Annotated in this window: 23 protein-coding genes; 11 read left to right on the top strand and 12 right to left on the bottom strand. The window is 40.1% G+C overall.

The genetic code is table 11. The features are described from left to right. Positions 1–39 precede the first annotated feature (39 nt). The 3 genes from ftsH to B3E92_RS17960 are packed head-to-tail and all read left to right on the top strand — an operon-like array spanning position 40 to position 3,456. Positions 40–2,121 carry an ATP-dependent zinc metalloprotease FtsH gene (gene ftsH, locus B3E92_RS17970; RefSeq protein ID WP_112375078.1) on the top strand — a complete coding sequence of 694 codons (2,082 nt, stop codon included), beginning with the start codon at positions 40–42 and terminating at the stop codon, positions 2,119–2,121. A gap of 55 nt (positions 2,122–2,176) precedes the next feature. Then, positions 2,177–2,824, top strand: a complete 648-nt coding sequence (locus B3E92_RS17965; protein ID WP_070561445.1) for a LutC/YkgG family protein — start codon at positions 2,177–2,179, stop codon at positions 2,822–2,824. An 8-nt stretch (positions 2,825–2,832) separates the two neighbouring features. Beyond that, a complete protein-coding gene (locus tag B3E92_RS17960; protein ID WP_286752796.1) occupies positions 2,833–3,456 on the top strand; it encodes a rhomboid family intramembrane serine protease in 624 nt (207 codons plus the stop codon). Here the strand turns inward: B3E92_RS17960 and B3E92_RS17955 are convergent. After that, the gene (locus B3E92_RS17955) at positions 3,453–4,997 is read right to left on the bottom strand and encodes a YifB family Mg chelatase-like AAA ATPase (RefSeq protein ID WP_286897842.1); all 1,545 of its coding nucleotides are present in this window, start codon (positions 4,995–4,997) and stop codon (positions 3,453–3,455) included. The two genes, B3E92_RS17960 and B3E92_RS17955, sit on opposite strands and share 4 nt — an antisense overlap. 235 nt (positions 4,998–5,232) lie before the next feature. On the opposite strand from B3E92_RS17955, the gene B3E92_RS17950 reads away from it, so the two are divergent. The 3 genes from B3E92_RS17950 to B3E92_RS17940 all read left to right on the top strand — a co-directional run bounded on the left by B3E92_RS17950 (position 5,233) and on the right by B3E92_RS17940 (position 6,602). After that, the gene (locus tag B3E92_RS17950; protein ID WP_070561440.1) at positions 5,233–5,502 is read left to right on the top strand and encodes a YtxH domain-containing protein; all 270 of its coding nucleotides are present in this window, start codon (positions 5,233–5,235) and stop codon (positions 5,500–5,502) included. A gap of 187 nt (positions 5,503–5,689) precedes the next feature. Further along, positions 5,690–6,109 (top strand): hypothetical protein, encoded by a 420-nt coding sequence (locus B3E92_RS17945; protein WP_286897800.1) that lies wholly within the window; start codon positions 5,690–5,692, stop codon positions 6,107–6,109. Next, positions 6,099–6,602, top strand: coding sequence for a hypothetical protein (locus B3E92_RS17940; protein WP_286897798.1), 504 nt, complete (start codon positions 6,099–6,101; stop codon positions 6,600–6,602). Before B3E92_RS17945 ends, B3E92_RS17940 begins: the two co-directional genes overlap by 11 nt. A gap of 16 nt (positions 6,603–6,618) precedes the next feature. Here the strand turns inward: B3E92_RS17940 and fcl are convergent, their stop codons facing one another. Then, positions 6,619–7,560, bottom strand: coding sequence for a GDP-L-fucose synthase (fcl, locus tag B3E92_RS17935; protein ID WP_286897796.1), 942 nt, complete (start codon positions 7,558–7,560; stop codon positions 6,619–6,621). A 200-nt stretch (positions 7,561–7,760) separates the two neighbouring features. Here fcl and trmB point away from each other — a divergent pair, with 200 nt between their 5' ends. The 5 genes from trmB to B3E92_RS17910 all read left to right on the top strand — a co-directional run bounded on the left by trmB (position 7,761) and on the right by B3E92_RS17910 (position 15,624). Further along, the gene (gene trmB, locus B3E92_RS17930; protein WP_286897794.1) at positions 7,761–8,417 is read left to right on the top strand and encodes a tRNA (guanosine(46)-N7)-methyltransferase TrmB; all 657 of its coding nucleotides are present in this window, start codon (positions 7,761–7,763) and stop codon (positions 8,415–8,417) included. A gap of 382 nt (positions 8,418–8,799) precedes the next feature. Next, the gene (locus tag B3E92_RS17925) at positions 8,800–12,051 is read left to right on the top strand and encodes a SusC/RagA family TonB-linked outer membrane protein (protein WP_286897793.1); all 3,252 of its coding nucleotides are present in this window, start codon (positions 8,800–8,802) and stop codon (positions 12,049–12,051) included. 12 nt (positions 12,052–12,063) lie between these two features. Next, entirely contained in the window at positions 12,064–13,533 is a 1,470-nt protein-coding gene (locus B3E92_RS17920) for a SusD/RagB family nutrient-binding outer membrane lipoprotein (protein WP_286897791.1), read from the top strand. A 3-nt stretch (positions 13,534–13,536) separates the two neighbouring features. Next, positions 13,537–14,799 carry a DUF5689 domain-containing protein gene (locus B3E92_RS17915; RefSeq protein ID WP_286769203.1) on the top strand — a complete coding sequence of 421 codons (1,263 nt, stop codon included), beginning with the start codon at positions 13,537–13,539 and terminating at the stop codon, positions 14,797–14,799. Between the two features lie 129 nt (positions 14,800–14,928). Then, entirely contained in the window at positions 14,929–15,624 is a 696-nt protein-coding gene (locus tag B3E92_RS17910) for a DUF937 domain-containing protein (RefSeq protein WP_286897789.1), read from the top strand. A gap of 129 nt (positions 15,625–15,753) precedes the next feature. Here B3E92_RS17910 and B3E92_RS17905 read toward each other — a convergent pair whose 3' ends face one another. The 10 genes from B3E92_RS17905 to B3E92_RS17860 form a co-directional block, all read right to left on the bottom strand. Next, positions 15,754–16,740, bottom strand: a complete 987-nt coding sequence (locus tag B3E92_RS17905; protein ID WP_046673166.1) for a rhodanese-related sulfurtransferase — start codon at positions 16,738–16,740, stop codon at positions 15,754–15,756. 95 nt (positions 16,741–16,835) lie between these two features. Then, positions 16,836–17,051, bottom strand: a complete 216-nt coding sequence (locus tag B3E92_RS17900; protein ID WP_046673143.1) for a DUF3820 family protein — start codon at positions 17,049–17,051, stop codon at positions 16,836–16,838. Further along, positions 17,051–17,806 (bottom strand): glycosyltransferase family 2 protein, encoded by a 756-nt coding sequence (locus tag B3E92_RS17895; protein ID WP_286897787.1) that lies wholly within the window; start codon positions 17,804–17,806, stop codon positions 17,051–17,053. Before B3E92_RS17895 ends, B3E92_RS17900 begins: the two co-directional genes overlap by 1 nt. A gap of 5 nt (positions 17,807–17,811) precedes the next feature. Continuing rightward, the gene (locus tag B3E92_RS17890) at positions 17,812–18,726 is read right to left on the bottom strand and encodes a glycosyltransferase (protein ID WP_286897785.1); all 915 of its coding nucleotides are present in this window, start codon (positions 18,724–18,726) and stop codon (positions 17,812–17,814) included. Positions 18,727–18,729: 3 nt separating this feature from the next. Further along, positions 18,730–19,602, bottom strand: coding sequence for a glycosyltransferase family 2 protein (locus B3E92_RS17885; RefSeq protein WP_286897783.1), 873 nt, complete (start codon positions 19,600–19,602; stop codon positions 18,730–18,732). Next, the gene (locus B3E92_RS17880) at positions 19,603–21,063 is read right to left on the bottom strand and encodes a lipopolysaccharide biosynthesis protein (protein WP_286897782.1); all 1,461 of its coding nucleotides are present in this window, start codon (positions 21,061–21,063) and stop codon (positions 19,603–19,605) included. Positions 21,064–21,086: 23 nt separating this feature from the next. Continuing rightward, a complete protein-coding gene (locus tag B3E92_RS17875; protein ID WP_046673148.1) occupies positions 21,087–21,830 on the bottom strand; it encodes a DeoR/GlpR family DNA-binding transcription regulator in 744 nt (247 codons plus the stop codon). Between the two features lie 65 nt (positions 21,831–21,895). Further along, a complete protein-coding gene (locus tag B3E92_RS17870) occupies positions 21,896–23,161 on the bottom strand; it encodes a hypothetical protein (protein WP_286897781.1) in 1,266 nt (421 codons plus the stop codon). A 121-nt stretch (positions 23,162–23,282) separates the two neighbouring features. After that, positions 23,283–24,008 carry a YebC/PmpR family DNA-binding transcriptional regulator gene (locus B3E92_RS17865; protein WP_046671585.1) on the bottom strand — a complete coding sequence of 242 codons (726 nt, stop codon included), beginning with the start codon at positions 24,006–24,008 and terminating at the stop codon, positions 23,283–23,285. A gap of 2 nt (positions 24,009–24,010) precedes the next feature. Next, a complete protein-coding gene (locus B3E92_RS17860) occupies positions 24,011–24,958 on the bottom strand; it encodes an NAD-dependent epimerase/dehydratase family protein (protein ID WP_046671586.1) in 948 nt (315 codons plus the stop codon). Positions 24,959–24,998: the final 40 nt, after the last annotated feature.

The following is a 24,998-nucleotide window of genomic DNA, read 5'->3' as shown; positions in this document are numbered from 1 at the left end:
CAACGAAAAAATTTATAAAGAAAATATAATTACGATATAATGAAAAAAATCCCGAGTAGTAAGGTAAGCCCGAAACCGCCAAAATTCAATTTTGTGTGGCTTATGATTGCCATGTTTTTAGGTTTTTTTGCCTTACAGTACGTTTTTGGAGAAAGCCCAGCTAAGGAAGTTAGCTATAGTGATTTTGAGACACGTATGTTGAATACAGGCGCTGTAGAGCGTCTCGTCGCCTATAAAAAGAATGATCTTGTCGAAGTGGAGGTCTATTTAAAAAAGGGCTGGAAAGATAACCCAAGTTTTAAAGACGCTACAAAAGCTGCTGATCCGCTTCCAAGTCTATCAGGACAGGAAGACAAGGGGCCACAATATATTTTTAAGGATGCCTCTCCCGATGTTTTAGAAAAGAAATTAGCTGCATCGCAAGCGGAATTAACGCCAGGTACACCAAAGGTCCAGTTGACTTATGATGATCGTTCCAACCCTTGGGCAAGCTGGTTTATAACGTTTATGTTGCCGTTGTTGGTATTGGCTGCAATCTGGATCTTCTTGATGCGTCGTATGGGCGGTGGTGCTGGCGGCGGTGGCGGTGCGATCTTTAATATAGGTAAATCTAAGGCGACGTTGTTTGATAAAGAATCGCAGATCAATATCACATTTAATGATGTTGCTGGTCTTGAAGAGGCGAAACAAGAAGTTATGGAGATTGTGGATTTCTTAAAAAATCCACGTAAGTATACCAATCTAGGGGGTAAAATTCCGAAAGGCGCTTTGCTTGTAGGGCCTCCGGGAACGGGTAAGACTTTATTGGCTAAAGCTGTAGCCGGAGAGGCTCAAGTGCCATTTTTCTCGCTATCCGGATCTGACTTTGTCGAAATGTTTGTGGGTGTAGGTGCATCGCGTGTTCGCGATTTGTTTAAGCAAGCGAAAGAGAAAGCGCCATGTATCATTTTTATCGATGAGATTGACGCTATAGGTCGTGCTCGTGGTAAAAACTCGATGATGGGCGGTAATGACGAGCGTGAAAATACATTGAACCAATTATTGGTGGAGATGGATGGTTTCGGTACGGATTCAGGCGTTATTATTTTAGCGGCTACTAACCGTATCGATGTACTGGATACAGCATTGTTGCGTCCAGGACGTTTTGACCGTCAAATTTCTATTGATAAACCGGATTTGATTGGCCGTGAGCAAATTTTCAAAGTGCATCTAAAGCCGTTGAAATTATCGGCTGAGGTCGATGCAAAAAAATTATCGGCGCAGACACCTGGTTTTGCGGGAGCTGAAATTGCCAACGTGTGTAACGAAGCAGCCCTTATTGCTGCCCGTAAAAATAAACCCGAGATTGATATGCAGGATTTTCAGGATGCCGTTGATCGTGTGATCGGTGGTCTTGAGAAGAAAAACAAAATCATCTCTCCGGAAGAGAAACGTATTGTTGCTTATCATGAGGCTGGACACGCTATTGCGGGCTGGTTTTTAGAGCACGCCGATCCTTTGGTGAAAGTGTCTATTGTGCCACGTGGTGTCGCTGCTTTGGGTTATGCACAGTACCTTCCCCGTGAGCAGTTCCTATATACGACAGAACAGCTTATAGACAGTTTATGTATGACTATGGGTGGTCGTGTCGCTGAAGATATTACTTTTGGAAGAATTTCAACAGGTGCTCAAAATGACTTAGAGCGTATCACGCAACTTTCGTATGCGATGATAGCAATCTACGGTATGAATGATAAAGTTGGCAATGTTTCCTTCCGAGATAGTTCTGAAGCATCTTTCCAAAAACCATATTCTGACAAAACGGCAGAGCTGATTGATGCAGAGGTACGTAACTTAATTAATGACGTCTATGCACGTACCAAACAGTTATTGCTGGATAAACGTGAGGGTTTGATTAAAATAGCAGAAAAGCTATTGGAAAAAGAGATTCTTTTTCAGTCGGACTTGGAAGAGATATTAGGTAAACGTCCATTTGAAACCAAGACTACTTACGAGGAGTTTGTGAATGGTGCTGATGGTGGTGGAGTTCCACAGACAGATTTACCGTTGGATGTTCATCCGGACGAAGCGCGATCTAACGAAGGGCAGAGTTCAGAAACACCCTCCAATAATTTGAATTAATTTGAATGCTGCAGCGCTAGATCACTCTAGCGCTGCATTTATATATATTTGCGCCATGAACGTGAAGAACGCAACAGCGAAAGAGATAATGTTAAAACGAGTACGTCAGGCATTACTACAGAAAAACGATAATCCACATCCCAATTTCAAAGAAACGCCGCTTTATAAAGAAGAGGATGAGTTGGTGGATATTGTTTTTGTTCGCGAATTGACTGCTGCGGGAGGCAAGTTTCTGTATTGTGATGGTGAGATCGGTCTGATTGAAAATCTGATTTTATTGACCGAGGAGAATAATATCAAAAATATATACGCTTGGGAACAAGGTGTTCAAAATTTACTCAGTCCATATGGTTTCCCTTTTTTAAAAACAGCGGAAGATTTTGAATCAGCAAATGCGAGCATTACCTCATGTGAAGCATTGGTTGCACGTAATGGGAGTGTTATGGTGAGTAATGCAAATGCTTCAGGACGCAGGTTGAGTATATATCCTCCAATTCATATTGTCATTGCCAAAGCTTCGCAATTGGTTTGGGATCTTAAGGATGCTTTAGCTTATATGCAGAAGCGTTACGGTCAGGAAATCCCGACAATGATTTCGACAATTACCGGCCCCTCCAGGACGGCTGATATCGAGAAAAGATTGGTTTTGGGCGCACATGGACCAAAAGAACTTTACGTTTTACTTTTAGAGGATCGATTCTAGGAATTACTATGCTATTATATTATCTAACAGAAATGCCTGTTGCGAGTATTATTTTCTTTTTTACGCTCGCTACCAGTATCTATACGTTTTCACATGAACAACTTTACGGTAAACTGATGTTGCATCCGTATAGTATCGCACGTAATCGAAAATGGTATACCATCCTTACCAGTGGCTTTGTGCATAAAGATTGGGGGCATCTGCTGTTTAATATGCTTACCTTCTATTATTTTGCATTTGGTTTGGAGCGCATACTTGCAGAAGCAAGTCCATACGGTCATATTTTATTTGCCGTAATCTATATCGGTAGTTTAATCTTGAGCGATATTCCAACAATCATCCAGCAAAAAAATAACCCCGGTTACTATAGTTTAGGCGCTTCAGGTGCGATTTGTGCGGTTCTGTTTAGCTACATTCTTTTCGATCCGAAAATTACCATTGGTGTGATGATGATTATACCGATGCCGGCTTATCTGTTTGCATTTTTGTTTTTAGGTTACTGTGTGTGGGCGTCAAAAAAAGCGCAAGATGGTATAAATCACGATGCTCATTTCTTTGGCGCATTGTCGGGTCTGATCTTGACGATTATCTGTTTCCCTTGGGTTATTAAGCATTGTTTGGCTCAGTTTTAAAATTTTCCACCCCAGGTTTCCCGATCTAAATTTCTATACTGGATCGCTTCGGCGAGATGATGATTTTCGATCATTTTACTTTGCTCCATATCAGCGATTGTTCGAGCAACTTTGAGTATTCTATCGTATGCTCTTGCAGATAGGCTCAGACGTTCAATAGCCGTTTTAAGTAACTTCCTTCCGGGCTCATCAATCTGACATATTTCTCGGGTCAATTGTGTACTCATCTGGGCATTACAATGGATGTCTGGAAAAGAATCGAACCGTTCCTTTTGAATTTCGCGTGTTTGAATGACTCGAGTTCGCACAGTACGGCTGTCTTCGGCTATACGTGTCGTACTCAGTTGGTCAAAAAGTACAGGTGTCACCTCAATATGCAGATCGATACGGTCTAAAAGGGGCCCCGATATTTTACTTAAATAACGTTGTACGGTATTACTGCCGCATATGCATTCTTTTTCGGGGTGATTGAAATAGCCACAGGGACAGGGGTTCATGGCGGCAACGAGCATGAAGCTCGCCGGATAATCCACCGTGAGTTTTGCCCTTGATATGGTAATCTGCCGTGATTCAAGAGGCTGACGCATGACTTCGAGGACGCTCCGTTTGAATTCTGGCAATTCGTCAAGGAATAATACGCCATGGTGGGATAAAGAAATTTCACCCGGCAATGGATTTGAGCCACCCCCTACCATGGCCACATCGGATATTGTATGATGTGGAGAACGAAAGGGCCGTGCAGTGACGAGGGAGTCTTTCGCCTTTAGATTTCCAGACACAGAGTGTATTTTGGTCGTTTCCAGCGATTCGGTCATATTGAGTGGGGGAAGGATCGTTGGTAGTCTTTTTGCCAACATGGTTTTTCCTGCTCCTGGTGGACCTATTAAAATAAGGTTATGTCCACCAGATGCTGCGATTTCCAGCGCTCGTTTGATATTCTCCTGTCCTTGTACATCAGAGAAATCGACGTCATAAATGGCCGTATCATCCTGAAAAAATGTTTGTATGTTAACTTTTGTAGGCTCGATTGTTACAGTATGATTGAGAAATTCCACTACTTGGGTCAGATTTTCTACACCAATAACATCGATTTCAGTGACGATAGCTGCCTCTTTTGCATTGGCTTTAGGTAATATTATTCCTTTAAACCCTTCTTTGCGCGCCTGTAATGCAATTGGTAGAACACCACGTATGGGCTTAATACTTCCGTCTAATGATAGCTCGCCTAAAATAAGATAGTCTTCCAGACGGATATTTGTGATTTGGCCGGAAGATGCTAATATGCCTATTGCAATTGATAGGTCGTAACTTGAACCTTCTTTACGAATATCTGCGGGTGCCAAGTTGACAACGATCTTTTGGCGTGGCATGTGAAGTTGACAGGAATTAATGGCACTTTCGATACGTCTTAAGCTTTCTTTAACGGCATTGTCAGGCAGGCCAACGATATAATAATGGAGGCCAGTAGATACGATTACCTCGACGGTAATAGTGCAGGCATTTATCCCATAGACGGCGCTGCAATAGGTTTTATTTAGCATAATTTTCATAATCGACTGATTTAAAGATACTAAAAAATTGAGTAAGTTAATAATTGTCGGGTGAAATATTGATGGAGGATCCAAGATTACCGAAAAAAATGATTATATTGTTAATATAGTTCCTTATTAATAACGGATAAAAAGCATTGTTTGGCAAACGATTTGCTTTGTTAATTGTATTATTAACGAGGACTAGATTCTTCGTAATAGATTTAGAACTTTAAAAGAAAAAGAAATGAATGACACAAGTAAAGTAGCTTTGGCGTTATTAGCCGGTCTTGCCGCGGGTGCAGCTTTGGGAGTTTTATTTGCTCCAGACAAAGGGTCGGATACAAGAGATAAAATAAATGATTCATTAAGCGATTTGAGTGATGCTATTCGGGAAAGAGCAGAGGAGCAATTTGATCAGTTGAATGATTTCAAAGAGAAGATTGTTTCTACGTTAAAAGGGAAGTTAAATCAGGCAGAAGAAGTGCTGGATGATGATATCATCGAACATGCATAGTTCGCAGATTATTCAAAAGAATAATTGGTGTAGAGTACATATTATCAGGCTATTTCGCGAGATAGCTGTTTTTACGATAGCTGCGCGCTCTTCATGGGTATAGAGTAGTGCTGTGTTGCGGTTATAAGATACAGCGTTTTCGTTTTTTTAGTTATGGGCTGAAATAGCCTGAATAAATTTTAGATGCATGGAAGAAGAAAAATTTTCACTAAGTGGTACGTTTCAAAAGACCAAGGAGTATATTGACTCCCAATTTAAACTTGTTAAATTAAAAACAATTGAACGATCATCTCGTTTAATTGCAAGCTTAGTGGTAGATGCAACTAAGCTTATTTTTACTTTATTTGTTCTGTTTTTCTTATGCTTAGCACTAGGTTTTTGGCTGGGAGAGTTATTGGGTAGTTATTCATTAGGTTTTTTGGCAACAGCAGGTATCTTCTTAGTGATCATTATCCTAATCCGCGTTTTTGAGCCTATGCTGGAATCAAAATTTATGGATCTCTCCATTCGACGTTTTTTGGCTAAATGGAACGATGAAATTGAGGAAGAAGAGGAAGGACTGCATAAAGAAAAACTTGATAGAGAAAGGGCTACAAATGAACAATAAACAGACCAAAATACGTAATTTACAGGAACTTAAAGCTGAAATATTGCGCTTAAAGACATTAAAGAATGAGCAGGAGCTATATCTAAAGGCTCAATTTACATTGCTTAACAATAAAATAGAGGCCCCCTTCCGTTTTTTTAATTCCTTAAAAAATAATATCCCGGGTGCGAATATTATACAGCAGATGTTTGCCAAAAGTAATAATCCAGATTCTGATTGGCTAACAAAGACCTTACGTATTGGCGTGCCCTTTGTTATGAATAGGTTGTTCCTAAAAAATACGGGCGTTTTAAAGAAAGCGCTAATGTTGCTGTTGTCAGAGCGTGCTGTCGGCCAGATCAATCAAGATAAAATCACCGGTCTCATTGGTAAATTAACAAGCTTTATTCGTCCCAAGAAAAAAAAGAAAAATAAAGCTACCCAAGCTGAGAATGCAGTTATCAAGGATGAGGTTAACGAGTACGGAATTCCTTCCTATAGCGAGACCTACTAATGCGATCGCGTTGGATTTATTCGGAAGCGTTTGCTTCTTTCTTCAAAAAATCCGCATAAGCTAGTTGAATGCCTTCCCGAAGGTTAACTCGATGTTTCCAGCCCAGCGCATGTAGTTTTGAGACATCCATGAGTTTTCGCGGCGTTCCGTCAGGTTTGGAACTGTCGAAGGAAATATTTCCCTGGTAACCAATGACGTCTTTAATCAATTCGGCAAGTTCCTTAATGCTTAAATCTTCGCCAATGCCAATGTTGATAAATTGTTTCTCGTCATAATTATTCATTAAGAAGACGCAGGCATCTGCCAGGTCATCGGAAAAAAGAAATTCCCGTAAGGGAGTCCCTGTTCCCCAGATCATAACTTCAGGGAGCTGATTGATTTTAGCGTCATGAAATCTTCTGATCAAGGCCGGTAAGACATGTGAATTTTGCGGATGGTAGTTGTCGTTAATTCCGTAAAGATTTGTTGGCATAACGGAGATATAATTGCATCCATACTGATCCCTGAAAGCTTCCGCCATTTTTATTCCCGCGATTTTAGCAATTGCGTAAGGCTCATTTGTAGACTCCAGCGTGCCCGTGAGTAGCATGTCTTCATTCAAAGGCTGCGGAGCCATTTTTGGATAGATACAGCTTGAGCCTAAGAACATTAATTTTTTAACCTTATTATCGTAGGAAGATTTGATGACGTTATTCTGTATAGCCATATTCTCGTAGATAAAATCAGCGCGATAGGTGTTGTTCGCCATGATCCCGCCAACTTTGGCTGCGGCTAAGAAAACATAGTCCGGTTTTTCCTGATCGAAAAAATCAGCGACTGCTTGCTGGTTGCGCAAATCTAATTCGGAAGATGTGCGTGTGACAATATTATTGTATCCAAGCTCCGATAATTTGCGATGAATTGCCGATCCGACCATTCCACGATGGCCTGCTATATAAATTTTAGCGTCTTTCTCCACGATAAGTTATTGATTCCTGCAAACTTAGATAAATTGCTTTTTATATGCAATATAATTCGCCCGTGTGGATGCAATTTATGAACTACTGTGTATGCTATAGGCCTTCGGATTGTTCTGTAATTGGCGGTATTCGTGCTGTCTCTCAGATTTATTTTTTTTAGCGGGAATATAAGGTTATTTTTGCGGGATATTTATTAAAAATGGGAAAGGACAAACTACGTAAATTTGCCGAAGTTGCTACTTTTGAAAATGTAATCCAACTTGACGCAGGCAAAGAATATAAAGGAAAATGGGCTGAGAAACAATTTGGTAATAATAATCCGGTTGTTTTAGAGCTGGCTTGTGGTAAAGGAGAATACACTGTTAATCTGGCAAGATTATTTCCTGAGAAAAATTTTATAGGTATCGATTTTAAAGGTAATCGTATTTGGCGTGGAGCCAAAACAGCTTTGGAGGATGGAATTCGGAATGTTGCTTTTCTTCGGATACAAATTGAGACCATCCTTGAACATTTTGCGGAAAATGAAATTGATGAAATCTGGATTACCTTTCCGGATCCACAACCACAAGATAGCCGTGAAAAGAAACGATTGACTGGGCCAAAGTTTTTGGATCGTTATAAAGTCATTATGAAGCCTGAGGGAATGATGAATCTGAAAACAGATAATGATGGCTTTTATGCTTACACACTGGAGCAGATCGATTTACAGGGGTTGAAAAAATATAAAGAAACGACAGATCTTTACCATTCGGACTTAGTGGATAATGTTTTATCCATTAAGACATACTACGAACGGAAGTATTTGGCGCATGACAAGAACATTAACTATGTGAAGTGGAGTTTCGAGAATGCTTAAGCCTTAACGCTTCTATTGTAATAAAGAGCCCAACGAAAGTTTGGGCTCTTTTTGTTTTCTTCAGGATCAATTGAGTGTTGTTTTTTATACTAATATTGGTTTTTAAATAATTTCGATTTATTTCGTTTTTTAAATATTATTAATTATTTTCGATTTGTAAATATAAAATAACCAACGAAAGATCGCTTAAAAGCGTGCCTAATGCATGATAATCCCTTCAGGGTGAACTTCAAAGCATTTTATTAAAACGGTAATAGTATGATAAAAGGAAATACTATTCGAAACAATTGTTAACAAAAAGAAAACATTAAGTTAAAACAAACTTTTTGTTAAGAATATATTTTTGTGCCAAATTGAAAATTAACAATTTACACCAATAACTATGTTTAGTATTAACCCTATCCAAATTAATCTAAGGCACTCCTCGTCGAAAGTGCTATTTGTGGCATTAGCAATTGCCTGTAATATGGATTTTACAGCAATGGCGGCTCCACTAGGATCTGATCAAGCTGTGCATGCAGTTAAGCAGACCAAGATTAGAGTAAAAGGGCAAGTTGTCGATAATCAGACGAAAGAACCTTTGGCATCCGTATCAATCCTTGCAGCGGGTGTAGTTAAAGGAGCGACGGACAGAAATGGTAATTTCGATATTGAAGTAGAATCAGGGACAGCAATCCGTTTTCAGCTAATCGGTTACGAAGCTGAAACGCAAACTTTTTCGTCAGCCCAATTGAATGCTAAAATTTTTTTAAGTGCGAGATCGGAGGCGCTCAATGAAGTCGTTGTGACAGCGCTAGGCATACAGCGAGAAGAGAAGGCATTAGGCTATTCCATAAGCACGGTCAAAGGCGAGGAATTGACGAATGCAATTTCAAACAACTGGACGGATGCTCTAACAGGAAAAGTCGCTGGTTTGAATTTGGTAAAGTCGGGTGCGGGGCCATTGGGATCCAATCAGATTATTTTAAGAGGGGAAACATCTTTTACGGGCGATAATTCCGCATTGATTGTTGTGGATGGTGTTGTCATGGGAGGAGGGACGCGGATGACCGGTAATGGTAGTTCCAATTATTTGGATAGTGATTCTCCTGTAGATTTTGGAACATCATTGGCGGATATTAATCCGGATGATATCGAGTCCGTTTCAGTATTGAAAGGACCAGGCGCTTCAGCGCTCTATGGTTCCCGTGGCGCACATGGCGCTGTGATTATTACCACAAAAAAGGGAAAAGGGGCTAAAAATAAAATTGGTGTATCCGTTAATTCGAATACGGCAATTGGGACAATTAACAGATGGCCCGATTATCAATACGAATATGGTCAAGGTGCGATTGATCAGGATCTTTATTATTCCTACGGACAGTCAGAGGATGGTGCAAGTACTTTAAGTACATCTTCTGCTTGGGGACCCAAATTTGATGGACAGTATTATTACCAGTACGATCCTAATTTCTATCGTTTGACACCTCCAGAGCGGACATTATGGAGACCCTATGAAAATAACCGAAAGGATCTTTTCCAAACGGAGCTCACGTCTACTAATTCGATCAGTATTTCTGGTGCTACTGAAAAGACCAGTTCACGGTTTTCATATACCAACGTAACGAACAAATGGATTATTCCCAACATGGGTTATAATCGGAATACCATCGCTATGCAGTTCAATAACAAGGTGACGGATAAACTGAGCCTCTCAACAAAAATTAATTTTAATAATAGAGGATCAGACAATTTACCAAATAGCGGTTATAACAATCAAAGTTACATGTACTTTGTACGGGGCATTGTGCCGAATGTGAATGCAGCTTGGCTAGAGCAGAATTGGATTCCAGGAAAGGAAGGAATTGAACAGATGACTCCGTTTTCAAACCTGTTGGATAATCCAAGAACCATATCTTATGATATGATCAATGCGCAGGATAAAAACAATATTATTGGAAATTTACAGGCCGATTATAAATTCAATAAGGAGTTGAATTTGATGGTGCGGACAGGAATCGATTGGAGCTATGATAAACGCAAACAATCCAGGCCATTTGATACCTATAAATATGCTTATGGCTATTACCGGGAGCAGTCCATCAATAACCAGGAAATTACTTCCGACTTTTTATTGCAATATAACAATCAACGGAACAATATTCACAAATTTGGCGCATCGGTTGGAGGTTCATTGATGCACAATAAGTATATTAAAGATGATGCTTACGCTAATAGTCTTATTTATCCAAACCAATATAATTTTGCCAATGCGAGGGAAAAAATCGTTTATTTACCTTACCGCGAGGAATATGCAGCCAATAGCTTATATGCCTTACTAAATTATAGTTATAAGGATATGATTTTTGTCGATGCAACGAATCGTATCGACTGGGCGAGTACATTAGCATCTCCGAAACGGAATGAAGTTAAACCATTTATATACCCTTCGCTTAATACAAGTTTTGTTATTTCCCAATTGCTAAACCTGCCAAAAGCGATAAATTTTTGGAAAGTCAGAGCATCGATTGCTCAAGTCGGAGGTGGAGGAAAACGGGCTTATCTAAACTCTTATGGTTACCGTAGTGTTGAGGGGACCACTGGAGGGCTTACAAATCCAACCACCGTTCCAGATGAAAATCTGACGTTCGAAAGTACGCGTTCTTATGAAGTAGGAACAGATTTTAGAATGTTCAGAGATCGACTTAGATTAGATCTTACTCTGTATTCAAACTCGACATTTGATCAGATTATTGAGTCTCCGCTGGATCCTTCAAGCGGTTTCAGAAATCAGATTACGAATGCTGGAGAGGTACGGAATAGAGGGATAGAGATTGCGCTTTCTGGCGATATTATCAAGAAGAAAGATGGCTTAAATTGGAATATGTATGGAAATTTTACGAGCTATGATTCGAAAGTTATTTCCATACCTGCAGATCTGCAAGGAGAATTAGTGCTATCCACGTTGTTTGGAAGTAGAGGAACAATTGTGGCCATACCTGGTAAACGATTTGGTGATATCTATGGACTCGGATATGAGCGAAATCAGGATGGTCAAATTATTTATGAAAATGGACTTCCTGTATTGTCCCAACAGAACATGTATATCGGTAATCCAAATGCAACCACCAAATTTGGTTGGGGGAATGAATTTAAATACAAAGGATTTAGATTTAATTTCTTATTTGATGGTCAATTCGGCGGAGTGGGATATTCGTTGACGCATGCCGTATTGATGGAAGAGGGAAAATTAAAAAAGACAATTCCGGGACGATATAATGGTATTATCGGCGATGGTGTTGTGAAGAATAGTGATGGAAGCTACAGCAAGAATACAGTTGTTGCGTCTGCTGGAGATTATTATGCTAAACATTTTAACCGGGATAATATAGAATCAAATACGTTTTCCACGGACTTTATAAAGCTTCGTGAGGTCAGATTTGACTATACATTACCTAAGTCTTTTGTTGAACGCTTGAAAATTGAGCGCGCATCAATTGGCGTGTACGGAAGAGATCTGTTTGTCATGACCAAATGGCCTTCATTTGACCCAGAGTTTGGATCGCTAAATTCAAGCGGTATTGAGAAGGGCGCAGAGATTGCCCAGTTCCCTTCAACCCGCACATTGGGTGTCAATTTATCATTCTCATTTTAAATCCAGCGTATTATGAAAAAGAATATAAGAAAAGCTTTTATTTTGTTGGCAGCCTGTGGGATACTACAGAGCTGTACAAAAGATTTTGTCGCAATAAATACAAATCCAAATGCAATTTCTGCGGCAGCGCCACAAAGTCTCATCGCGCCAGCTTTACTCAATGTGTTAAACACAAATTTATCACGGAATATGCGCATCAACAACGAGCTTATGCAAGTGACTGTAACGGTGAATGATGCATTGGAGATTCAACGGTATGAAATCAGACCGTCAGAAGCGGAATCTACCTGGTCCGGATGGTACGTACAGTTGACGAATATACGCGACATTTATCAGAAGGCAAGGGAAGGGCAGCAGAAGGGTTACCAGACATACCAGGGTATTTCGCTTATATTGGATGCTTGGGTGAGTTCGTTAATAACTGATATGTATGGTGATGTACCTTATACAGACAGCAATAAAGGGTATAGTGATAGTAATTTAACTCCTGTATTTGATAAACAGTCCGATATTTATGCGGATATCTTTAGAAAATTAGAAGAGGCCAATACGCTTTTGAAAGGTAAGGTTGCTGTCGAATCGACCAATTTAGCGATGGATCCTATATTTAATTCAGATCCTGGAAAATGGCAGAAATTTGGTAATTCTTTATATCTCCGATTATTGCTACGTATAGCACATAAGTCAGAAACCAATGCCGTTGCAAAGATCAAAGAAATATTAGAAACGAATGCCGCTGAATATCCGGTGATGCAAAGCAATGCAGAAACGGCTGCTTTATACTACACCAATGTACAGCCTTATATGAATCCTTATTTTAATAGCCGTGACATAGATTTTAATGGAAACAAAGGCTATTCAGAGTTTTTTATCAATAATCTGCTGGACCTTTCAGACCCACGATTAAAAATTTGGGCCACTGAAGCCACATTAGGAGTATATGGCGGTATGCAGTCCGGATACCAGAGAGGAAATGTCCCCGAGCAACAATCAACGCTTTTAACAAGTCTAAAAGCCGACTCGCATATGGGGAATATCATGAATTACGCCGAGTTGCAATTTATTATTGCTGAATGTGGTATGAGAGGGTATGCTCAGGTTGATGCGCCTGGAGCCTATTTAAAGGGGGTGAACGCGGCTATGGAATACTGGGGGCTAACAGCGCCAGCATCTTACCTAAGCAGTGCAAAGGTTCAGTTGCTGCCCACAGATAGTGATCATGCGAAATTGAAAAAGGTGCATTTGCAAAAATACTATGCGATGCTATTTACGGATTTCCAACAGTGGTACGAATATCGTAGAACCCAATTATTGGATTTATACAAAGGTCCGGGCTTGTTGAATCAAGGGAAAATGCCAGTACGTTTAAATTATCCAACAATTGTACAATCTTTAAACAAAGTAAATTATCAGGATGCTGTGAGTCGTATGGGGGGAGACGGGATAAATGAAAAAATGTGGTGGCAACCTTCAATCAACTAATCAATGAAAAAGTTAAAATCAATACTATGCAGTATGTTGGCGATGTCAGCATTGCTGTCCGGCTGTATCAAAGACAACGTCAATGAATCGATAGGGACGCTAAATCCTGAAATATCGTTGTATGCGCTACGCAGTCTATATAAAAATGCCGATTTACAGCTTAATGCGTCTTCGCTACAAGGGGCAGAACATATCAAAGCAGTGGTCGTTTCGCATGCGGAAAATAAGAATTTACCAGAAAATACACTTGCTGTACAGAATATTTGGCGAAATCAACGCCGTGGAATATTAGTTCAGGTACCCAATGCGTCTGAATTTAAATTTGGAGATTCGGTTCAGATCAATATTAGCGGTTCAAAACTGATTAAAAAAGATGGCTTATTAGTTCTTTCAGTCGATAATAATCAACAGCTTAAAGTCTACTCATCTGGTAATACTATTGCCCCATTACCTGTTGCTGTTTCCAGTCTAAAGTCGAAGTTTGATGAGTTTGAATCAACCTATATCGATATTACAGCCGATGTTGAACCTGAACCCGCAGCTGGGACAGCGTTGAAAGGAGATAAAATCTTAATGGATGGTGATAAAAATGAGATTATATTGCATACACAAGATAATGCGACATTTGCTGGGGAGTCCATCGCTCCAAGTGCATCATTCAGAGGAATTGCATTCAAGGAGGGCGAAAAGCTACAAGTTAGGATGCAGAGTTATGCTGATATGGCTTATGCCAGCGGTAAGTTATATGCAGGTTGGCCTGAAACTTTTGATGCTGTAGATGCGAGTGTGAAAGGTAGCTATGATATGAAGGATAAAAACGCGGTCTCCTTTCCAACGGGGCAATGGAACCTGTATCAGGCTATTCTAGGAACAACTGCTGGTCGTGATCGTATCGTTTCTGGAAAAAATGCCATCCGTATGCAGCAGAACTTAAGTGTTGATGGTTATGTGCAAATGAATTTTGATGTGCCGAATGGGGCCTCAAAAGTAACGCTTTGGTATGGTTCGTATTACACCGATCGTTCGTGTACGTTCAAGTTGGAATACTCGACCGACGGAGGAACGACATGGAAGCAAACAGGCGAGCCTATTTCGGACGCGCATACAACGACAGAGAGCATGAATTCAAAACAGGCTGTATTCTTAATGAATATTCAGGGGCCGGTTCGTTTTAGAGTTACCAAACTTGGATTAGGGACAAGTAACAATGTGATTAATAACGGAAGGTTGGGATTGGACGATATTGCTATTTATAAAAGTTATTAATTTGAAAAATTGATTTTCAAATGGCCCCATTGGATTGTGTAATCCAATGGGGCTTTTTTATCATCAGCTATTATCTCAACTCATCAAAAAAAATCGTTATCTTCATTATATAACTATAAACGAAGACTTATGAACTTAACAGATTTAGTTACAGGTGGAGTAGGCTCTAAAGCGATAGAGACTATTTCAAAAATTACTGGTATCAGCGAATCCAAGGCAAAATGGATTGTAGCAGCGGCAGTTCCTTTGATGATTGCAGCATTGAATTACAATGCGAAAAACAAGGGGCAGGCGGAGAACATTGATAAGGCTATTGACCAGCATAGCAGTAGCGGGATTCTCGATAAAGTTGGAGATCTATTTGAACAGGGAGGAGCGGAGCAAAATGTTTCTGAAGACGGTAATAAAATTGTCAACCATATGTTCGGCCAAAATACCGAAGTCGTGACACAGCATATAGCGGATAAAGCAGGCTTGAGTTCTTCTCAAGTGACGGGTGTACTGGCCACACTTGCTCCTATCGTAATGGGATATTTAGGGCAACAAAAGCAGGCTTCAAGCGGCGGTGGGATTGGTGATCTGATCGGCTCTGTGCTTGGTGGTGGAACACAACAAAATGCAGGTGGCGGTATGTTGGGTGGTATATTAGGCTCTTTTTTAGGCGGTAGCCAAGAAGAACAGGCGCAAGCAACTGAGCAGCCGGCATCGGGAGGTAGTGTTACCGACATGTTGGGCGGATTGGCAGGTAGTTTTTTTGATAAAAATAACGATGGGCAGGCAAAGGGCAATATTCTTGATTCAATCGCCGGTATGTTTGGCAAGTAAGCTGTGTTCGGTTATTATTTTTCTTGATAAAAAAACTAGTATGGGATGAAGCTAAGATGGTGCAGATCCTAAACAGGAAGCGGTCGGAAGTTCTGCACTTCCGATCGCTTCCTGTTTGTTCAATTTGTATTAATCTTCGGCCGATACTTTCGGTGGAAAATTTTTATGTTTTCTTTTGCTGATTTTGTCAATATTGACGGGTTGAGGTACCTTGACATAATATCCTGTTCCGTCATATTCACGTTTATTGGGATTTTCCTTACATGCTGGCGAACAGCATCCATCCATCTCCCAGCCGCACTCATCACATTGTGTGAAATGTTCATTACAAGTTGGGTTGGCGCAGTTGATCATTTTGGTGGTTTGCTTGCCACAGTTAAAACAAGTTGATACCACGGATGGGTTGACAGAATTTACATCGACAGTAACACGATTGTCAAAGACGTAGCATTGACCTTCAAAATCTTCACCACCTGCTTCCTTTCCGTATTTGATAATGCCGCCATGTAATTGATAAACATCCTCGAAGCCTTCTTTTAACAAGAGAGCAGATGCCTTCTCACATTTGATACCGCCTGTGCAGTACGTTAATATTTTTTTTCCTTTATATTGTTCGAGCTCTTTGATTTTCTCCGGAAACTCGCGGAAATTGTCAATATCTAGGGTAACAGCATTTTTAAAATGACCAACATTGTGCTCGTAATTTGAGCGTACATCCAATACAACCACATCCTCTTGGTCTTTCATGGCTAAGAAGTCCTTCGGTTCAAGGTGCACACCGGTTTGACGGTTGGGGTCAATTTCTTTTGGATCTCTCAAACCAGAGTGAACAATTTCGGCTTTGTAGCGGCAATGCATTTTAATGAATGATGGTTCATCTACATCGTCAATTTTGAACTCTGTTTTATTGAAACGACCATCGGCATAAATGGCATCCATATAGCTTTTACAGGATTCTACAGTACCCGAAACAGTTCCATTAAGACCTTCATCAGCTACAATGATACGGCCGACTAAGTCCAGTGATTTACAAAATTCTAAATGATCTGATGCGAATTTTTCGGCATCCTCGATAGGGCTGTAACAATAGTACAGCAAAGTTTGATATTGTGTCATGATATTCATTGATACCGCTGCAAACGGCGTTTAATGCTAAAAATAAATTTAGTGCAAAGCTACGAAAAATAATAAGTGGAATAAAATGACCCTCGTCACCTTTTCTTCAAAGGTTCGAGGAGGTATTCCAAGCCATTCAGCTTTATTTCATAGAGTGTTGCTAACTGCTGGCCTAGTTTTCCCTTTGGAAAGCCTTTTTGGTTATACCACACGAGATAGGGCTCAGGAAGATTACATAAGGTGTATCCCTGGTATTTGCCAAATGGCATCTTGACTGTAACAAGTTCGGTTAAAATTTCAGGATTCAACATTAGTCTTGAGGTTTTCCATAATTGAGACGGTACCAAACTGCTTTTAGCGCAATGACGCCATGATTGAATAAATTGGGAATGGCTCCATAGTAGCGTTTGAATATCGCAAAACGCTCTTTCAAGGATTCCTGATGTCTTTGTTTTGACATCCCGCCCACAAGATACCGGGCAACATATTGCTGTGCATTGACCGTTTTTTTTGCCTTTTTGGCACAACGGATAACCCAGTCAATATCAGCGCATAATTTATAATTGAGATCGTATGTCTCGGCGATTTCCCGCTTGATGTAGATCGCCTGATGACAGATATTCATGCCGTAGCGAAAGCTTTTCCAGTCGAAATGAGCCGGAACCTTGTGCCGCCGTTCACCAATAATATTCCTGTTGTCGTCCACGAGGATTGTTTCGCCGTAAAGAATATCTGCGTTATCGCTCAGTTTGGCGAGGTTCTCAATGCTATTCAAATCATAGATCTCGTCTCCAGAATTTAAAAAAAGAACATAATCGCCTGTTGCTAAGGCTAAACCCTTATTCATGGCATCATAGATACCCTTATCCTTTTCGGAGAGGATGACGGCGATTTTATCCTTGTATTTTTGGATGATCTCTAACGTTCCGTCGGTTGATTGTCCATCAATGACAATATACTCTATATGATCATAGCTCTGATTGACAACAGATTTCAGGGTGTGTTCTATGTCACGCACATTGTTGTAAACGACAGTTATAATCGAAAATTTAGGATGAGCAGACATGTTTTTTATGTATTGAATTTATTTATTTTCTTCTTCAGGAATCGGATGCCACGGTTGAATAAAGATCCTTTCCGATGGGCGTAGAAATACTTGATGGCTTCATAAGCTTGCTTGTTTTCTGAAATTTCCGTCGGAAAATACCGTATAGGACTTTCCGCTAGTGTAACCTGATACGTAGCTTCTGCAGCTGTATGTGTACCCGAACCATCGTTACCAATATTTTGCGTCATTGAATTCCTTGGATACAAAACTAACCCATTTTTTTTGAATACAGAAGCGTACCAGCGTATGGCCCAAGAGTTGATCTTTCCGGCTCTAAATTCCTGCACTTGTTTCCAGAAGTTTTCTTTTCCCTCGATACTGAATTGGTGTATTTGGTCGGCGGTAAAATTCGATACAAGTTCATCAATATTGGGATTGAAATGTTGCCAGGCGCGGTCCCAGGTTGCCCAGCCCCAACTATTGGCGACCCGAAAAAAGAAAGTCTCCGGCAGTTTATCTAAATCTTTTAACGGATAACCATAACCGCTAATCTCCATAACCCGATCTTGATCTTTATAGCGCTCCAGTGCCTGATTGAAATAGTCTAGTGCAAACACCGCAGTTTCCAGATCGTCTTCCAAAACAATAATCTTTCCATGGGCATTGACCACTTTTGTAACACCATCGATCACATTGGCTGCCAAACCCCAATTTTCTGTCCTTTCTACAACAATGACCTCTTTAAAGTTCCATTGCTTATTGATAATCTTTCGTACTTCAGTAACTGCCTGAACAGATTTTTCGTTTTTTGCAGCATCCGAATAGATGTATAGCGTGGTCTGGTCTGCTAATATATTATTTTCTAAAGCTGAGAGTGTTCTTATTGTATGATCAGGACGATTGTACACAAAAAGTATGACTGGAGCAGTATTGTTCATTTATCAATAGATTTTGTTGAAGGCTTTTTTGTTGGTCACACGGGTACGGTAAACTGCTCCTGTTTTGCCCAGCAATCTAAAAGCAATGTTTAAGTAGCTTTTTGCTTCAAAAGCATGACCTTTAAAAAATGAAGACGCCATTTTCTTTAGACTTGCCAATATTGCCATGGAAAAAGCTTTTACAAAAGTATAATTGATATTGCAATATTCTGTCAAATGATAGACAAATTCGCTTTTCAGAAAGGCCTTTCGGTCTATTTTACGTTGTTGCCTATCGTGGTAGGCTTTGGCTCCTTCAGCGAGAACAATGATTAATCCGTAGTACTTGATGCGGTTGGCATAATCTTTATCTTCTCCATAATGGAAAAAGATCGGTGCGAAACCACCGACTTTTCGGATCACCGGATTGGGGATAAACCAAAATGCAGCATTGACGAACGTGCAAATTCGATTAGAATTTTCGATGATGGCGTTTTTTGTATAGACAGCAAAACCATAGTCCAATGTTGTTTCGGTTCCATCGTAATGAATAGGTGAGATAATTCCGATATTGTCTGCGTTGACTTTCACTAAGTTGGCAATACAGTCCCGATCTAGCCAGGCATCCTGATTGACCAAAAATGCATAATCATACTTTTCTTTCAAAACAATATCAAGTCCAAGGTTGTTGGCCTTTCCAAAGCCTAAATTTTCGGAACTTTCTATCAGTCTTATGGTTGGATACTTTTCTTTTATGATCTGTGTTGTGTTGTCTGACGAATTGTTGTCTACAACTAAAATATCTGTTGGGTAACTCGAATCCAATAAGCTGGGTAAGCACTTGTGAATCCAAGGCTCAAAATTATAAGAGACGATTATGGTGAGAATCCTGGCCATCTATTTTTTTCGGATAACTGTTAGGAAATAGTGGTATAATTCCAACAAAATGCTGGGTTTAAAGATTCTATTTACGATGATATAGCCAAATATCGCAACTCCAATTGTACTTGCAAACCGAAGATAGAGGTTGGCGATGGCTGCGGTGGCATAATGTGCTGCTAAGCAGCTTATCGCTGCCAATAGTGCATAAGCAAAAATATCTGTTAGCAGATAACGAAATGAATAGTTCATATAAGGTTTGGCTGATATGTACCAAACGAATATCCAGAGGGCATTTAATGCCGAGGTTAATCCAATGAGCAGTTCTAGGCCTAATGATTTTCCAAAAAATAGGATGGCAATTTGGAGCAGGCCAAAAACGATGATATTCCGCATATAAACTTCAGGTTTTCCCTTGCTAATGATTAAGTTAGAGAAAACATTGCTTACAGAATCAAATGCGGCGCCAATACAAAATATTTGAAGAAATATGGCGCTTTGCGCCCATTTGTCGGTGATCGCAATAGTAATAAAATCTTGTGCTACCGTGGTTAAACCAAATAACATTGGAAAGGCTAAAAAGGCTGTAAAGGAAATAAGTTTGCGAAAAACCCGAACTTGTCTATCCTTGTCATCTTCTATTTCCTTTAAAATAGGCTGTGTCACGTTATTGACCATATTGGTCAATATATTCTGGGCCATGATGCTCCAACGATTTGGATTCACGGTATATCCCAATTCTTCAGCGGTATAATGCCGGCCTAAGATTGCCGCATATATATTTTTATTAATATTGATAAAAATATTGGTGACCAGTATTTTGCTGCTAAATCCTAAGATGTCACGAATAGGTTTAAAATCGAACTGGAAAGTAGGTCTGAATTTGGAAAAATACCAGAATCCGAGCATATTGAAACCACTATAGGAAACAATTTGGATCGCATATGCCCAATAAGCATAGTCCTTATAGGCTAAATAAACGCCGACTATATTTGATGCGATAAGAGCAAAGGTTCCTGTGATGACCCTTTCTTTGATTTTTAAATTCCGGAAGAGGTAAGCATTGTGTGCAATACCAAAACTACCTAACCAAAAGGACAAAAAGGTAAATCTGCTGAGCTCTACTAGTACTGGTTGATTATAGTATAAAGCGATAAGAGGAGCTGCAAAAAATAGAACGATATAAATAAATGTTCCAATCCCTACACTTGTCCAGAATACCGCATTATAATCTTTATGTTCGACTTCTTTTTTATTGACAATCCCATACACAAAACCACTTTCTTGAAAAGCAGAAGCGAGAACAGAAAAGATGGTGATCATAGCGACTAAACCATAGTCTTCTGCTGTTAGCTTACGGTTTAGTAAGATGCCGAAGCCGAAGCCCAAAAACTGCTGGATGATACTGGCCATACCACCCCATAGCAGTCCTTTTGTTGTTTTTGATTTTAAAGAGTCATTTTTCGTTTGCGATGACATGCTAAATTAAATGAGCGGCAATATTAAAGTATTGCAATTGTATTCGCAAATTCTTTTAGGGAAACGTCAGTTGGATTGACATCGGTAATCAAATAAGAAATATCACGTAACGGTACAACTTTCATTTTTTGAACTGAATTAAGTTTTTCCGCAATGCTCAGAATAGCTACTTTTTTTGAGCATTTAATCATCGCACGTTTGATTTGCACCACTTCCCAGTCTGAATCGGTCACCCCATCTTCTACGGAAAGAGAATTTGTTCCCAACAAACAAAGATCGACTTTAAGATCGGCCAGTTCATTAGCGACTTGGGCTCCCGAAACAATGTTTGTATTGCGTGAAAGTTTTCCGCCAACTAAAATGACTTCAAGATTTGGCTTTTCGGCCAATTCTAGTGCAACTAATGGACTTATAGTAAAAAACGTACACTGAAGATGATCGGGTATTGTTCTCGCTAATTCAATTAAGGTTGTCCCGCCGCCGACTAAAACAGTCATTCCATTGGAGATTAAAGTGCTTGCTTTCTTGGCAATTTCTTTCTTTGCCTCCTTGGCATATACGTTTCCATCCTGAAAAGGGAACTGAAATGATTTTGATAATGCTCCACCATAGACTTTTAGAACTTTACCATTCTCAGCAAGTTCGTTCAAGTCACGTCTAATTGTATCTTCAGACACATTCAGCTGAACACTGAGGTCTGAGGATAAAACTTTATTATGTAGGTTGATCTGATGTATGATGAATGCTTGTCTTTCTTCCTTTAACATTGGTCTTTTGGTTTTTAATCGGAATTTTAAAATTAATTGAGAAATCAGTCTAAATGTAGTGAAAATTATTCTTCCTTTTTATCAATTTTTGTTATGCCAGCTTTGAACCTCGGTTTGAAGCCTGTAGGCTTGCTGGCAGCAGGTTCCTGTGTTTCTATGCTGTCGTTTTCAGGTTCAGCCTTTACGCTCGCATCTAACTTGATTTCGTCTTTCGTATCGGGCAGCTGTGTTTGTTCAGCAGTTTCTGTTTTGGTTACTCCGGCTTTAAACCTAGGTTTGAAGCCTGTAGGCTTGCTGGCAGCAGGTTCCTGTGTTTCTGTGCTGTTGTTTTCAGGTTCAGCCTTTACACTCGTATCTGGACTAACTTCGGCTTTCGTATCAGGCAGTTGTGTCTGTTCAGCAGCTGCCGTTTTGGTGATTCCAGCTTTGAACCTTGGTTTGAAGCCCATAGGTTTACTGGCCGCGGGTTCCTGAGTTTCTGGACTGTTATTTTCCGTTTCAGTCTTTACGCTCGCATCTGGACTAACTTCGGCTTTCGTATCAGGCAGTTGTGTCTGTTCAGCTGTTTCCGCTTTTGTTACTCCAGCTTTGAACCTCGGTTTGAAGCCTGTAGGTTTTGGAGCCGATGTTGTTGCTTCGTCGGTCGTTTCTTCGGATGAAGGAGTGCTTGCCGCCGTGTCTGGAGCTTTGGTTACTCCGGCCTTGAACCTCGGTTTGAAGCCTGTAAGTTTTGGAGCCGATGTTGTTGCTTCGTCGGTTGTTTCTTCGGATGCAGGAGAGCTTGCCGCTGCGTCGGGAGCTTTGGTTACTCCGGCCTTGAACCTCGGTTTGAAGCCTGTAGGTTTTGGAGACGATGTTGTTGCTTCGTCGGTTGTTTCTTCGGATGCAGGAGTGCTTGCCGCTGCGTCGGGAGCTTTTGTTACTCCGGCTTTAAATCTCGGTTTGAAGCCCGTCGGTATTGAATCTGGAGTGGATTCCGCTGAATCAGCTATTTCCTGTTTGGATGTTGCCTGAGCTTCATCTACTACAGTTGTAGAAGGAGCCTTGAATCGCGGTTTAAAGCCTGCTGGTTTTGCCGTAGGAATCCTGGAGGTCTCGGATGCTGTATCTGGGGTAACCTGTTTTTCAACAGGTTTTGCAATAACAGTTTCCTCCTCTGCTAAATGGAAACTTTTTCGAAGCTTGTTGAACCAAAACTTTTTGCTGTGGTCAAAACTCTTTTCTCCCATAGCAGAATAATGTGCTTTGAACTCTTCAAATAAAGGTTCATCTGCAGCTTTTAAAGCTTTTAAATCAATTTTCTTTTTTATGAAAAATTCTTCAAAAGTCATTCTGGTACGAGTTTGATTTAGTCTATTACAAATGTAGTAATTTTTCTGACGGGGCTAGGCGGTGCTTTAAATAAAAAAGAGCGACAAGCGCTCTTTTTTATAGTTTTATAGGTTCAATAGCTTAAGCCATGTTATGGTAAACTGCTTGAACATCGTCATCTTCTTCGATTTTATCGATCATCTTCAATACATCAGCAGCTTGTTCTTCCGTAATATCTGAATGCGATAATGCGATACGTTCCAATTTTGCAGATGTTACTTCAATTCCCTTTTCTTCCAGTAATTTTTGCATATTACCAAAGTCTTCAAAGGAAGTTTGAACGACAGCAATATCATTGCCTTCTTCATCAGATTCTACGTACAATTCTTCTAAGCCTCCATCGATCAACTCTAATTCAAGCTCTTCTAGGTCCAGTTCATCTGTTGCAGCAAAACGGAAAATGGATTTACGATTGAAAATAAAATCCAATGATCCTGTTTTCCCCAATGAACCACCTGCTTTTGTGAAATAGCTACGGATGTTTCCTACGGTGCGGTTGGTGTTATCTGTTGCAGTTTCAATTAATACAGGTACGCCATGAGGGCCGTAGCCTTCGTATACATATTCTTCGTAACCTTTTGAATCTTTTTCCGAAGCACGTTTGATTGCGGCTTCGATACGATCCTTGGGCATATTTACTGCCTTGGCATTGTGTATTGCTGTACGAAGTCTCGAGTTAGTTTCAGGGTGAGGGCCGCTTTCTTTAACCGCCATAGCGATTTCTTTACCTAAACGTGTAAATTGAACGGCCATTTTGGCCCAGCGTTTGAATTTCCGCTCTTTTCTGAATTCGAAAGCTCTTCCCATTGTTATATTTTGTTTTTAAGATTTTCAATCATGTCGACTGTCATCTTCTGGATGTCAAATTCCGGCGTCCAGTTCCAGTCTTTTCTTGCATAAGAATCGTCTAGACTAGCAGGCCATGAATCGGCAATCTGTTGTCTTGGATCGTTCTCGATGTAAGAGATTGCAAAATTAGGAAGAATTTTTTTAATTTCTTGTGCAAGTTCTTTTGGAGTAAACGTAATTCCACCAAGGTTATAGCTGTGGCGAATGCTTAGGCTTTCTTTGGGTGCATCCATTAATTCGAGTGTACCGCGGATGGCGTCTTCCATATATAACATGGGTAATGCCGTGTTTTCAGATAAAAAACACGCATAAGTCCCGGTTTTCAATGCTTCATAAAAAATATCGACTGCATAATCCGTTGTGCCACCCCCTGGTTCTGTTTTCCAAGAAATGATACCTGGATAACGGACACTGCGAATATCCAGACCACGGTGTTCTTGATACCATTCTATAAGGCGCTCACCTGCAAGCTTGCTGATGCCATAAATTGTGTTCGGATCCATTACGCAATATTGTTCGGTATTTGTTTTCGGAGAATGCGGTCCAAAAACAGCAATCGAGCTTGGCCAAAATATCTTTGAAACTTTATAGCTCACGGCTAGATCAAGTACATTCAACAGACCATTCATGTTCAATTCCCAAGCCTTCTCAGGGTATTTTTCACCTGTAGCTGAAAGCATGGCAGCTAATAGATATACTTGAGTAGGTTTATATTGTTGAAATAATGTCTCGAGTCCATTTTTGTCAAGGACATTAGCGATTTCGAAATTTTCGTCAGGGCTTTTAATCTGTGGTTCTCTAATGTCAGTGGTTACAACATTCTCTGCACCAAATTTTTTGCGCAAGGCGATAGCTAATTCTGTGCCGATCTGGCCATTTGCACCAATGATAATAATGCTTTCTTTCATTTGTAAGTTTTATTTTATGAAGCTCCTGCTTTCACTATAA

Source organism: Sphingobacterium sp. UBA6317 (assembly GCF_002440385.1).
Taxonomy (GTDB): domain Bacteria; phylum Bacteroidota; class Bacteroidia; order Sphingobacteriales; family Sphingobacteriaceae; genus Sphingobacterium; species Sphingobacterium multivorum.
The sequence above is the reverse complement of the archived record's forward strand: the minus strand, read 5'-3'. Positions and strand labels throughout refer to the sequence as shown.